At 38.7% G+C, this 12,730-nt stretch carries 11 protein-coding genes; 6 read left to right on the top strand and 5 right to left on the bottom strand.

All coding sequences use genetic code 11. From position 1 onward, the window contains the following. From F7734_RS45755 to F7734_RS45745, 3 genes are all read left to right on the top strand, one after another. Positions 1-1,755, top strand: a 1,755-nt coding sequence (locus F7734_RS45755) for a hybrid sensor histidine kinase/response regulator (RefSeq protein WP_243147434.1), incomplete at its 5' end; no start/stop codon positions are given. Between the two features lie 15 nt (positions 1,756-1,770). Then, positions 1,771-2,238: a chemotaxis protein CheW gene (locus tag F7734_RS45750; protein WP_166482554.1), complete on the top strand. Its 468-nt coding sequence runs from the start codon at positions 1,771-1,773 to the stop codon at positions 2,236-2,238. A gap of 319 nt (positions 2,239-2,557) precedes the next feature. After that, on the top strand, positions 2,558-4,786 hold the full coding sequence (locus F7734_RS45745; RefSeq protein ID WP_155750979.1) for a S46 family peptidase: 2,229 nt from the start codon (positions 2,558-2,560) through the stop codon (positions 4,784-4,786). Here the strand turns inward: F7734_RS45745 and F7734_RS45740 are convergent. The 5 genes from F7734_RS45740 to F7734_RS45720 all read right to left on the bottom strand — a co-directional run bounded on the left by F7734_RS45740 (position 4,734) and on the right by F7734_RS45720 (position 9,625). Continuing rightward, positions 4,734-5,285 carry a GNAT family N-acetyltransferase gene (locus tag F7734_RS45740; RefSeq protein ID WP_155750978.1) on the bottom strand — a complete coding sequence of 184 codons (552 nt, stop codon included), beginning with the start codon at positions 5,283-5,285 and terminating at the stop codon, positions 4,734-4,736. The two genes, F7734_RS45745 and F7734_RS45740, sit on opposite strands and share 53 nt — an antisense overlap. 288 nt (positions 5,286-5,573) lie before the next feature. Further along, positions 5,574-6,746, bottom strand: coding sequence for a hypothetical protein (locus F7734_RS45735; RefSeq protein WP_155750977.1), 1,173 nt, complete (start codon positions 6,744-6,746; stop codon positions 5,574-5,576). Between the two features lie 223 nt (positions 6,747-6,969). Further along, positions 6,970-8,394 carry an NACHT domain-containing protein gene (locus F7734_RS45730; RefSeq protein WP_155750976.1) on the bottom strand — a complete coding sequence of 475 codons (1,425 nt, stop codon included), beginning with the start codon at positions 8,392-8,394 and terminating at the stop codon, positions 6,970-6,972. Positions 8,395-8,607: 213 nt separating this feature from the next. After that, positions 8,608-9,207 carry an effector-associated domain EAD1-containing protein gene (locus tag F7734_RS45725; RefSeq protein WP_155750975.1) on the bottom strand — a complete coding sequence of 200 codons (600 nt, stop codon included), beginning with the start codon at positions 9,205-9,207 and terminating at the stop codon, positions 8,608-8,610. Between the two features lie 178 nt (positions 9,208-9,385). Further along, positions 9,386-9,625: a hypothetical protein gene (locus F7734_RS45720; protein ID WP_155750974.1), complete on the bottom strand. Its 240-nt coding sequence runs from the start codon at positions 9,623-9,625 to the stop codon at positions 9,386-9,388. A gap of 505 nt (positions 9,626-10,130) precedes the next feature. Between F7734_RS45720 and F7734_RS45715 the strand changes: the two genes are divergently transcribed. The 3 genes from F7734_RS45715 to iscB all read left to right on the top strand — a co-directional run bounded on the left by F7734_RS45715 (position 10,131) and on the right by iscB (position 12,722). Further along, positions 10,131-10,526, top strand: a complete 396-nt coding sequence (locus tag F7734_RS45715) for a lysozyme inhibitor LprI family protein (protein ID WP_155750973.1) — start codon at positions 10,131-10,133, stop codon at positions 10,524-10,526. Positions 10,527-10,659: 133 nt separating this feature from the next. After that, positions 10,660-10,983 (top strand): hypothetical protein, encoded by a 324-nt coding sequence (locus F7734_RS45710; protein WP_155750972.1) that lies wholly within the window; start codon positions 10,660-10,662, stop codon positions 10,981-10,983. A gap of 362 nt (positions 10,984-11,345) precedes the next feature. Further along, the gene (gene iscB / locus F7734_RS45705; RefSeq protein ID WP_243147433.1) at positions 11,346-12,722 is read left to right on the top strand and encodes an RNA-guided endonuclease IscB; all 1,377 of its coding nucleotides are present in this window, start codon (positions 11,346-11,348) and stop codon (positions 12,720-12,722) included. The last annotated feature ends 8 nt before the right edge of the window (positions 12,723-12,730 follow it).

Here is a 12,730-nt window from a genome sequence, read left to right as displayed (position 1 = left end):
GGGGACAAGAGAGACAAGGGAGACAAGGGGGACAAGGGAGAAGTACAAATCCCCAATCTAAAATCCAAAATCCAAAATCCAAAATCCAAAATCCAATCTCTTCTAGAAGACACCGTACAATTGATAGAAGCCTCCGAAGCAGTAGAAATGTTTGCTCGCCAGTCTCAAGAGACTCTTGAAAAACAGCGTCGATTGCTGAGCAGTACTCGCGATTCCCTTATGGAAGCTCGAATGCTACCTTTAGGAAATCTTTTTGAGCGATTTCCCCGTATCCTGCAAAAATTAGAAATAGTACATAAAAAGCAAATTGCATTGCAGTTTCAAGGGAGCGATACTTTAGTCGATAAAGCAGTTGTTGAGCGGCTATACGACCCCCTATTGCACTTAGTTCGCAATGCCTTTGACCACGGAATTGAAACTCCTTCTAAGCGTCAAAAATGGGGTAAGCCAGAAAAAGGTGTCATTGAAATTCACGCTTACCATCAGGGTAGATATTTGATAGTTGAAGTTCAAGATGATGGACAAGGATTGGATTTTGAAAAGATTCGCACTAAAGCAGTAGAAGAACGATTGATTTCATCTCAATATGCCATTCATTTGAGTCACGAACAACTGATTGATTTGTTATTTGAACCTGGGTTTTCTACCGCTTCTACTGTGAATGACCTCTCCGGACGGGGTATGGGTCTTGATGTGGTTCGCACTCATTTACGAGCAATTCAAGGTACGGTTTCAGTGTATTCTGAACCGCATAGGGGTACGATGTTTAGACTGCAAATTCCTCTAAGCTTGACTATTGATAAATTATTAGTGTGTCAAGCAGCTGAGAAAATTTATGCTTTATTTGCTAATGCGATCGAGGAAATAATTATTCCTAAAGTTGAGCAAGTTAGATGCTGGGATGGTGGTAAAGCCCTTCGGTGGTGTAAAGGAGATACGGAAACTCTTATCCCTATTTACCAACTCGCCACAGCCTTAAATTATTCCTCATCGGTTACTCAATTCCTCATTTCTGGACCAAAACGTTCTTTTGTTGAAAAGGGGGATAAAATGATGCCCATTATTCTTCTTCGCTGTCAGGAGCAACTTTTAGGTTTGGAAGTAGATCGACTTTTTGGAGACATTGAATTGGCGATTCGTCCTTTAGGAAGTGCGATCGCACCACCTCCTTATGTTTATGGCGGTAGCATTTTAGCTGATGGTCGCCTTACGCTTGTCCTAGATGGAACTGCATTAATCAATCATTTGTCCAAACAACAAACTCACGATCTTGCTAACAACTTTGTTTCAGCACCTCTTCTTCCAAATTTAAAGCATCAGCAATTACCAATCCAAACGCGTGCTGCTTTAGCAGAAGCAAGAAATTTTGATGAGAAACCGTGTAAAACAATTTTGCTTGTAGATGATTCCATTACTGTACGCCATACTCTATCGTTAACTTTACAAAAAGCTGGTTATCAAGTCATCCAAGCAAAAGACGGTTATGAAGCTATTGAAACAATTCGTTACCATTCCGATATCCAGTTAGTCTTTTGCGATATCGAAATGCCTCGAATGAATGGGTTTGAGTTTCTAAAAAACCGCCAACAAGACCCTAATTTATCTGAGATTCCAGTTGTCATGCTGACTTCTCGAAGTAGCGATAAACATCGGATGCTTGCTTTTAAATTAGGAGCCAATGCTTATATTACTAAACCTTATTTAGAACATATGCTGTTAACAACAGTCACAGATGTATTAGAGAAGAAAAATTAACGTTAGGGAATAATTGTGAATAACGAAACAAATACAGAAAAATTTATTGTCTTTAAAGTAGGAGATTATCTTTTAGCGCTATCTATTAACGATGTGCTCAAAGTCATCAATTGTTCGTCTCTCAACAGTCAAAGACTAACAAAAATGGGGTTAGTGCAAATAGGCGATCGCACGATTAGACTTTTGGATTTACACCAACAGTTAAATTTAGATAACTTACCTCAGTTATCAAGTAACGAATCATTTTTAGCGATCGCACGTGATTCCGAAGGAGAATTGTGTGGGATATTAATTCATGAACCACCCGATTTAGTCGAGTTACCACCTGAAACAATACGTCCGCTTCCAAAATCTGACATTTATGGCACAGCAGTCCCTGACATAGTCAGTCATGTAGCTGTTTTATCTTACAAAGACACGATAAAAACTATTTTTCTGCTAAATTTAAAGAGTACTACATCAATTTCTAATACTGATTTTTAACTGTTACACAATAAACTGTGTTATTATACCAATTTTCTCTGAAGCTGCACATTATATTTACCCCTCCTAACCTCCCCTTATAAAGGGGAGGAAACTAAATTTCCTGTTTCCCCCAGTATGGTCAGCCTTATTTCTACAGGTTACCCCCTTATAAAGGGGAGGAAACTAAATTTCCTGTTTCCCCCAGTATGGTCAGCCTTATTTCTGCAGGTTACCCCCTTATAAAGGGGAGAAAACTAAATTTCCTGTTTCCCCCCTTTATAAGGGGGGATTAAGGGGGGTAAGGAGAATATCTAACAGAGTATAAAAAAATACGAACATGAAAAAAGTTATCTTTTACTGTTTATTACTAATATTAAGTTTAGGAAATAAAGCTCACGCTGTTGAAGGTATGTGGCAACCCCAACAGTTACCAGAATTAGAAGCACAATTAAAAAAATCAGGGCTGCAATTAAATCCTCAAGACTTAACAAATCTGACCTCTTACCCGATGGCTGCAGTGATTAGTTTTGCTGGGTGTACGGCATCATTTGTTTCCCCTGCTGGACTGGTATTAACCAACCATCACTGTGCTTATAATTCAATACAGTACAATTCTAAAGCATCAAATAATTTACTTCAAAAAGGCTTTTTGGCCAAAACATTAGGTGCAGAATTACCTGCAAGTCCTGGTAGCAAAGTGTATATTACTGTTGCTGTTGAAAATGTAACTGATGCAGTTAATAAATCTGTTGGTAACAATCAAACGGGTTTAGAAAGCTATCAAGCTATTACTAACCAAAAAAAGCAACTGGTGCGCCAGTGTGAATTAGATAAAGGACACCGTTGTGAAGTGTATAATTTTCATGGAGGTCTGGAATATTATCTAATTAAACAACTGGAGATTCGTGATGTGCGTTTGGTCTATGCTCCTCCAGAAAGTATTGGCAAATTTGGTGGTGATATTGATAATTGGAGATGGCCCCGACACACAGGAGATTTCGCTTTTTATCGTGCCTATGTAGGTAAAAATGGTCGTCCGGCTGATTATTCCCCCGATAATGTTCCCTATCACCCCCAGCATTATCTCAAACTTTCGCGTGCTGGTCTTAAACCCAATGATTTTGTCATGGTACTTGGTTATCCAGGTCGAACTAATCGATATCGTTTAGCAGAAGAAGTAGAGCACACTTTTGGGTGGTCTTATCCCACCAGATATAAAATGTATGTCAGTTGGATTGAAACTATTAATCAATCTACTATCAATAATCAAGAGGCAAAAATTAAATATGCTGGTCGTGTCAGTGGTTTGAATAATGCTACAAAAAAGTTTCAAGGGATGATAGATGGCTTTGCTCGCAGTAATTTAATAGAAACCAAGCGCCAGGTGGAATTGAATCTGCAAAAATGGATTCAAAGTAATGACCAATTACGTAACCGTTATCAAGCTAATTTTGCAGAGCTTAAAGCTCTCATTGCTCGCCAACAAGCCAACGAGAAGCAAAATTTGTCTTTAGAATATTTAGGTACATCGGATTTGTTTAATACTGCTGAGCGATTATACCGTTTAAGCAAAGAAAAACAAAAGCCAGATACAGAAAGGGAACCAGGATACCAGGAACGAGATTTTCCCCGATTTCAGGAGTCATTGCGGCGACTCGATCGCAGTTTTGACACAGAAGTAGATAAAGCTGTCTGGCTAAAATTCATTGAAGAATATGCCAAACTTCCCAGCGATCGGCGTATTCCCACCTTTGATAAAATTTTTGGTTTGGGAAACAAATTTGAAGCACAGAAAGTCAAAAGTCAATTGGATGCAATGTATCAGGGGACTTCTTTAACTGACCAGGCAACTAGATTAAAATGGATGGATGCTGACCCAAAAGCCTTTGCAGCCAGTAACGACCTTTTTATTAAGTTAGCAGTTGCCATGTTTGATACAGACATGGCTGTGGAGAAGGAAAATAAGGAAATAGAAGGTTCTTTGCAACAGTTGCGACCAGTATACATGGAAGCATTAATTGCCTACTATCGCCAACTGAAGAAGCCTATTTATGCTGATGCTAATGGAACACTGCGAGTTACTTTTGGTCGCATCCGGGGTTATTCACCAGCAGATGGTAGCTTCTATGAGCCTTTTACCACTTTGCGTGGTATTACTGAAAAGTCTACTGGCGCTGAGCCTTTTAATGCACCAAAAGAACAATTGGAATTGATTGAGAAAAAAAACTATGGTCGTTATTATAATAGAGCTTTAGATTCAGTTGCTGTTAATTTTCTCAGTGACCTAGATATTACTGGTGGTAACTCTGGTTCTCCTACTCTCAATAGTAAAGGAGAACTCGTGGGTTTAGCCTTTGACGGTATCTATGAAACTATTATCAGCGATTGGGAGTTTACCAAAAATGCTAGTGCTATTCATGTTGATATTACTTATATCCTATGGGTAATGGAATACTTAGATAAGGCAAGAAATTTACTAGATGAAATGACTATACATTTTTCACAAATGGCGATTAAAGAGGGCGTTCCCAAGGCTCACTATACTGCCGATAGCCAACGCGATTGAACGCAGAAATCATTGGCGCATTATTGACAGCTGTATCACAAAAGACTCGCCAGACTCCGACCTCTTGTAATGTCCGCGTTCCTTGTGACAAAAGATCGTTTGCAAAACCCAGCCCTCGGTACTCAGGCACAACCCCAATGTAATAGATTGTACCTTCTTCTAAACCCTCTTTGGCACAGCCTGTATAAGTAACCGGAAGCACAAATCCTACAATGTCCCCTTTTTCGTTAATTCCGAACTGCCACCATTCATCTTGGTACGAAAAGCCATCTTTTGATGAATTCAGAAATAACTCAGCCGCTTTATGAGGAGCGTGTTCTGCTACAAGTCTGAGATCGCTTGCATCACTTGATGAATTCATGACACGCGCAACGACTGAAATTAAAGGATTGCCGCAAATTGCTTTGGCTGGCTTAAAAGTCAACCGAGGTGAAACTTCAATCCGTGGTTTTGGCTCTTCCCAAACAAATGGGACTTTGAGATAGGTTCGCTGACTCATAAGCGCTACGCAACAAAAATCTGTGAGCTTCGTCTATTATACTACATAATACTACAAGAGGAAGATTGTCTGGCACCTACCGATTCAGCGATATAACAGTGAAGTTGTGGAGTGCGCGAGCATGAGTTGCAAAATAACAAAATTATGAGCAATTCTCGTTGTTACATTTCTCAATCCGGTTTTCTGTTGAGGAATTTTAACGATGTCGCATCCAAGTTGGGCTGTGGTTTTGCTTTCATTAAGAGTGCGATAGCTCTCTTCTATGTGATGCCCATGTATAAAGTTATGTTACGCATTTGAAGTGCGATCGGCTGTGGTGTTGGTTGGCAATAGCAATGTATCCTCAATCTGCCGACGTACTTCACAGCTTATGCAACAATCGCTGTTTAGACAATCAACTAGTAACATATTGGCATCATAATACTGTTGCAAGAGTTTTTTTTGTGCATCGTTGAACTGCCAATCATGCCCAATATTACGATGCTGGATCAGCAGAATATTTTTTAATTGTTTAAACCAAGTTTTGTAATAGATCTCCCACAATTGCTGAACACTCCTGTCAATATTTTTTGAGTTATTATATATTGGTTGAAATAGAATTTTCAATTGCTCTTTTAATTGAGAGCTTAAATTCTCTCTGATAACAGTTTTGATAAAATCATTAACGTATAAATGCTTGCTATAAAAGCTATACTTTATATACTCAGAAATATCGAGGTCATATTGCATTTCTAGATACAGTTTTCTAGATGAGTCCTCAATTCGCTTAGTCACTTCACTCAGTTTAAACCGCATTTTCTCTATATCGGATTCTTGAGGAACTTCCATCGATTCAAATTGCTTATTTTCTAAAAAATCGTTATTTTTAATTGTAAAAATATCAATATCGTCTAACTCATTAACTTGGCTTTCATGCTCTTGAAAATATAAATAATTTTCTAAATTTTCTATATCAATAGCGAGGTCTTGAGCATAATCAATATCTAATTCAATTGTCAGTGAATAATCGATGTTTTTATCTATTTTACAGGCTAATTGGAAGTGCTGAACTAAAAAAATACATTGGTCTTCATTTTGATTTTGCTCATTCCACTCTAGCATTAATCTTTGTTCTAAAGCAAAATAAAATCCTCGAACTGCAGCTGGTTTATAACAAGCTTTAACCAATTGGGATTTATGATTTATCCATTTTAAAAAATTTTGTAATTTCTTATCAAGTGCAAGTATTCCATCAATATAGTTCTTCATTTCTAAAAATAGAACATCAGCATTTGACATTTCAGCAGTTAGCAAAAATACCTCTTGCCAGCGCTTGTTAGTCATGTGTGCCATCAAATCTTTGTAAGCAGACTCTTCTTTAATTTCCCAAGCAGTGAAATACTCTTGAAAAGTTAGGTGAGAAAAGGAATATTTATTGTCATTTTCTATCAGTAGCCCATGCTGAGCTTCAATTGCTTGCAAAATCTTTTCAGTATCTACAAAAAAGTATTTAGGATTTTTTTTTGCGTCAGATAAATTATAGATGTAATCAGAAATTAATTGCTCAATGTCTCTGTTGTTAAAGAGATAATTTTCCTTTTAAACATTGAAAATGCAATTTTACCCAGTAATTTTTTCTTTCCTTTAGTAGATAATTTTTTATAAATTTGTTCGCGTTTAATATTGCGGTTATTATCCCATTTTTCTAGTAAAAGTTTAATAATTCTTCATACAATTCAGAACGATTATTTTTAAATTCTCCTTTTTTTTCAAAAATTAAGCATAGTAATGTAAGAATTAGTGGATTAGTTGCTAGTTTTTTGATAGGCTGGTTTTTCTCAAGCTCTTGGATAAAATTTTCTGCCTTACCTGATTTTCTCTGGTAAAACCATTGATTGGCAAAGGTTTTAATTTGCCCCTCGTTAAAATTTACTACTTCAACGTCAACAAATTTTTCAAATATATAATTTGTGGCTGCATTTCGGCAAGTAATAATAATTTTATTATCAGAAAACTGCTGGCTAAACTCTCTAATTTTCTTGATAATACGGCTGTTATCTTTTTCTCGAACTTCATCGAACCCATCTAGTAAGACCAATACTTTACCTTGCTCTAACAGTTGCTCTGTTTTCACAGCAGCATCTTTTACTTTACATTTAGATAGTTCGCCAGCAATATATTCTACAATATCTGGTTGTTTTGATTCTTCTGCAAAATCTTTGAGAGTAATGAAAATTGGAATGCGATCGCTTTGAAACTGCCCCTCAATGCATTGTATTGCTAGATATTTTAAAAATGTAGTTTTCCCTGCTCCTGGTTTACCTAAAACCATTAGCTTACCGTGTTGCTCTATTGCTTGCAGCGCCGATACTTGCTCGTGGTTACGCCTAGTATTTTTCTCCTCAATATTGACTTCAGCATAAATATCACCTAATACAATAGGTTTAGTCATGTCCAGCACTCGCATCGTATTGCAGCGCTCTTTTATATAAGGTTTTATCTTTTCACGCATCTCTTGCACTAAGGCGTCAATATTAACGGAAGTTGATGTTGAAGAAATAACTGTTAAATGGCTTTTTTTTAAAAGAACTGGTACTCGTTCTTCTGATAGACTATTTAATTCGATCGCATTCTTCCCAAACTCAAAGGCTTCTTCAATTGTTCTTCCCGCTCCGATGGCATCATAAAATCCCACGGCAAAATTGATAGCAGTGCGATCGCCAACACCTTGTCTCATTCCTATGACATAATTAATATGCTCGCTAATGGCTTGAGCTTGAATATCTGAATAGCAAGCATTGAGAATGGCGCATTCAATTTGATTGGAGAACAGCTTAAATAAGTTTGCTAGTGGCTCTGCTTTAACTAATTGAGGGTAACCAACAGTATCTTCTAGCACAATTCCCTCGTCTCCCGTGCCATGACCGCAAAAGTGGACAAAGCGCGGTTCAACATCTAGCAGTGTACGTCGCAAATCCTCAGTTCGCACGGCTAAATGTTTTTCAATGACAAACTCTTCGCGGTTCAAAGAGCGCCGCAATCCAGATTCAATCTCCCTTATCTCTAGATCGAGTTCCAAAGGTTGAGTGGTTTTGGGGTTTGCAGCTAGAATCAGGATCTTTTGAACCATTGTTTGACTCACTGTTGTTATGTTGCTGGAGCACAACCACTTGCAGTGCTAGGTGTCATTTTATTGTAGAATTGTCAGCCTAAGTTGTTTGCAAAAGTTAATAGGTGAAGTGCATACAATACCTAATACGCGTAGATAGCTAGCTCTATACCTGAGGGCATCGCACTTTTAGTTCTCCTAAATGATGCGCGATCGCTATTCCATCAAATCGCGTCAGACGCCTTCTAAAATTATCTGCCGCAAATAAGCTACTTTCTCTTTTGAGGGACGAATTTCATTCCAGAAATCAGATGGTTGAATGACGCAATTTTTAACTTTGAGCAATTCTTTGGTAAACCCACAACCAGGTACAAAAAACTTTACCTCAACACTTCCAAGCTCTCCACACAGTATAGATGTGAAACTTTCTTGGGAAAGCCAAGCAGGTATGTGAGCTAAAGTAATTTGTTCTTGAAACGAAAAGTCCCCCTCAGTAATATCACTACTAAACTGGGGTTCCGAAGCACTAGGGTAAGGAGTTATGAATTGACCGGGGGGTATTTCTGATGGCAACAATTCAAGAGCGATCGCACTTAACTTTGAATTTCCAGGGTTTTCTTTACGTGCAGCGTCAATTAGGTCAACAAGCCATCCCTGAGCCTTTGAAGTTTTGATTAAATTAAAAACAATATTTTCTAAACTCCCTCCTTCTGCAATGGCGTCTAAATTTTTATCTAACCCAAACAATAACATCTGCTCTAACGATGACTTATTGGGAAAAGCATCAAGAAGAGCTTCTTGTAATTGTTTCCATTGCTGTCCAGATAAGTTCATCTTTTTAATACAAGTTACTCATATTACAGACACTTGGAAAGGATATGCTTTGGCGATCGCACTCAATGTAAGACTTCGTGCTTGCACTCATTTGCATAGCGATAGGCATTACATAACAGCAAGCGGGACAGCGAAATTGAGTCATCAACCGGGTATGATGGCAATCTTCAAACATAACTCAATCTGATTCCAAGTTATTTATTTGCTTGAGGAGTTCATTCATCAAACCATATTTTTCAATCAAAGCAATTGCTTCGTCAATGGCTCCAGACCTATTACCAGTGGAATCCAGTAAAGAAATTGTATGCGGCAGCAAACCCACTTTTACGTACTTCTTGCATTTTCTAGATGCTGCTGACTCCTTAAGCGCTTTGATGCTATTGGGGTTGGTTCCCCTTTTGTTTGTTTTTTCTTGCATAAATCCTCCTATTATTTTGAGTCTACCTATAGACGATTCAATCGTCTATAGGTAGATTTGATTCATGCCACAAAAACAAGGCTTTGGTGGTCAAATTTTACCAACCACCGAACGTCAAATCCGACCCCTAACCAAGCTATAACCCGACCAGCAAAGGGAAGTCTGGCAGCAAGCAGTGGAGGAGGCGGGCAATAAAGTGCCTTCAGGTCGCATCGTCAAAGATGTTGTCCAGCGTATCATGGAACGTACCAAAGTACCGAATTCCTATCGCATAGGAGAAGTTTGTCAGTTCGTTGTCAAGGAAGAGGCAGGGGGCAGGGGGCAGGGAGCGGAGGGGAAACCCCACAAACACTCAGCAATTATCAGTTTTCGATATTACGAGCCGAAGCTTAATTCTACAAGCGTTGGCAAGTACGTCCAATCATTCTGGCGAAGCTACTGCTATATAAATGGATATTAACGATACCCAAAAAATTTAGTGTTTGAAAAAGTTAAGGAGGATTTTATGAGTAAGAAGCGGATGGTTGTTGCTGTTTTACTTTTCTCAGGTGTAGCGCAGGCTGCTCCTGTCAATAAAGTTGACTATCAGCAGATGTATGGCAATTGCTTGAAGGCAGTGGGTGTTACGAATAACAGTTCAGTGGAGCAGTGTTCGCGTCAAACGTTTAAGGCAACGGATCTGGAAATGAATCGCCTCTACGGTAAAATTTATCAACAAATTGCATCTCGGCAGGCGGAAGACGCAAAAAAGTTTGAACTTTCTCAAAAGTTTTGGTTGAACTACCGAGATAGCCATTGCAAGCTAGCTGGAGCTTATGTTGGTTCACCAATGTACTCGTACTGTCCGATGCAGTTAAATATTTCACGGGTTGCTGAATTAAGAGAGTTTGCTGGAGAGTGATGGAGACTCACTGTTAATTTAAATCTTGGCAAATCCAGCATTCCCCGACATCTAGACAAACACAGCAACAGATACTGTATTAAAGGAAATTTTCCCATGAGGTAGTACGACACAATCTAACCCATTTGAACGAATGCTCCAGGCCCGTAGCGATATGCTTCCAGGTCACTTGAGAGACAGCTTCATTTACGTTCACGATACTTTAGAATCTTGTAAAACTGTAGCGGAAAGTATTTTTGGCAAAGGGAATTACACTGCCAATGATGTGTATGCAAATCTATCAATTCGTTATCGAGCGCGAAGAACAACTATCAGTGGAAGAGTACGAAGATTAAGATTTTCTGAAACTGCAAGTATTCTCCGAGCATATAAAAATCTTAGGAAATTTGTACTAGATTTTCTAAATTGCTTGCAGATTTCTTTTACGTTCGTGGTAGGATCGGACACAACCAAATAAAACCCCGGTCGCGGGTAGCTGCGCTAACAGCTATAGCCCCACCGGGAGTATGCCTAAAAGGGAGGCACACACAAATGTTGAATATGCCTAATAGTGTAGCAGAGAAGTGCGTGAAACGGAGTAATTCGTTAGAAATCGAAGTCATTCGGTTTTTGGCTTCACCAAGACTCAATGTAGAACAGTTTATTCTACATTATCCGTAAGGGTTTAAGTCCGCTTAAAGGTCATGACTTAATGAGATTAGCCAGTCTCAAGCGTCGGAGAAGGAACATGGCTGCTCACGACAGCGCAAAACCGTAATCCAATGACAAACCTTTAAGCAGTGTCAAGGCAAACAATACCCCAATAGGGAGATTCATCAAATGATGATGACTAATTCGATATTTGTATTAAGCAAGAATGGAAAAATACTAAAACCGACAACACCAGTGAGAGCTAGGATTCTTCAAGCACAGGGGAAAGCTAGGAAGCTAAGGCTATTTCCATTTACTCTAATCCTAGAGAGTATGGTGGATGAAAATGTCGAGCCATATTTAGAACTTAGGCTTGACCCTGGTAGTAAATTGACTGGCATTACACTCGTAGATTTAAAGAAAAATGAAGTTGTCTGGGCAATGGAATTAGAGCATCGGGGATTAGCCATAAACATGGAGATGATTAAAAGAGCAGGTGTTCGAGGTTCTAGAAGAACCAGAAGACTTCGCTATCGCAAAAAGAGATTTGACCGGAAAAAGCCACTTGGATGGTTAGCACCAAGCTTACGGCATAGATTGTTAACTACCCAGACTTGGATAAAACGATTGCTGAAAATAGCACCAATTAAATCCATCGCAATTGAATCGGTGAAATTCGATCTGCAAAAATTGGAAACACCTGATATCGAAGGAATTGAATATCAGCAAGGGACGCTATTTGGCTACACCTTACGTGAAGCACTCCTAGAACATTGGGGTAGAGAATGCGTATATTGTGGTAAGACGGATGTACCACTGCAAATAGAACACATTCACTCCCGTTCGCAAGGTGGTAGCGATCGCTTTTCTAATCTCACTTTATCTTGCGAGAAATGTAACCAGAAAAAGGGAAATCAGCCAGTAGAACAATTTCTTCAGGATAAACCAGAAATCCTCAAAAAAATTAAATCCCATCAAAAACAATCATTATCAGATGCATCTGCTGTAAATTCAACTCGCAAAGCAATATTTGAAATGGCACAGCAATTTGGATTGCCTGTAATCAGTGGTGATGGCGCATCTACCAAGATGATTAGGATTCAAAGCCAATTACCTAAACTTCATTGGATTGATAGCGCTTGTGTAGGAACATCAGAAATAGTTAAATTGCGAATATGTCAACCATTGCGAGTTACTTGTAAAGGACACGGCACAAGACAAGTGCAGAGAGTCAATGCTAAAGGTTTTCCGGCAATCGCTAGTATCAAGAAAAATCACATCACTGGGAAAAAAGAAGTCAAGTTAGTCAGTAGAAATCAGAAATATACTCATGCCACAGCTGGTGATTATGTGATTTGTAATTTGCTAAAAGATCGCAAACACGTTCGAGCGGGAATTTATCGTGCCAGAGTTAAAACTCCAACTCCTAAAGGGGTAGAAGTGCTAATTAACGGTCATCGGATTGCTGTAGATCGACAATACGTCAAACTTATTCATCGTTCTGATGGTTACGAATACAGTTTTACTACGATTGACCAAGATTTACTTCGTTTTAGCGCGATTTGATAACTAGA

The organism is Scytonema sp. UIC 10036 (genome assembly GCF_009725235.1).
Note: the sequence above shows the minus strand (reverse complement) of the source record. Positions and strands in the feature narration are given on the sequence as shown.

Coding starts and splice junctions, on each gene's coding strand:
- F7734_RS45745 (WP_155750979.1), top strand. CDS start 2,558: ATGAAAAAAGTTATCTTTTACTGTTTATTACTAATATTAAGTTTAGGA.
- F7734_RS45740 (WP_155750978.1), bottom strand. CDS start 5,285: ATGAGTCAGCGAACCTATCTCAAAGTCCCATTTGTTTGGGAAGAGCCA.
- F7734_RS45730 (WP_155750976.1), bottom strand. CDS start 8,394: ATGGTTCAAAAGATCCTGATTCTAGCTGCAAACCCCAAAACCACTCAA.
- F7734_RS45725 (WP_155750975.1), bottom strand. CDS start 9,207: ATGAACTTATCTGGACAGCAATGGAAACAATTACAAGAAGCTCTTCTT.
- F7734_RS45720 (WP_155750974.1), bottom strand. CDS start 9,625: ATGCAAGAAAAAACAAACAAAAGGGGAACCAACCCCAATAGCATCAAA.
- F7734_RS45715 (WP_155750973.1), top strand. CDS start 10,131: ATGAGTAAGAAGCGGATGGTTGTTGCTGTTTTACTTTTCTCAGGTGTA.
- F7734_RS45710 (WP_155750972.1), top strand. CDS start 10,660: ATGCTCCAGGCCCGTAGCGATATGCTTCCAGGTCACTTGAGAGACAGC.
- iscB (WP_243147433.1), top strand. CDS start 11,346: ATGATGATGACTAATTCGATATTTGTATTAAGCAAGAATGGAAAAATA.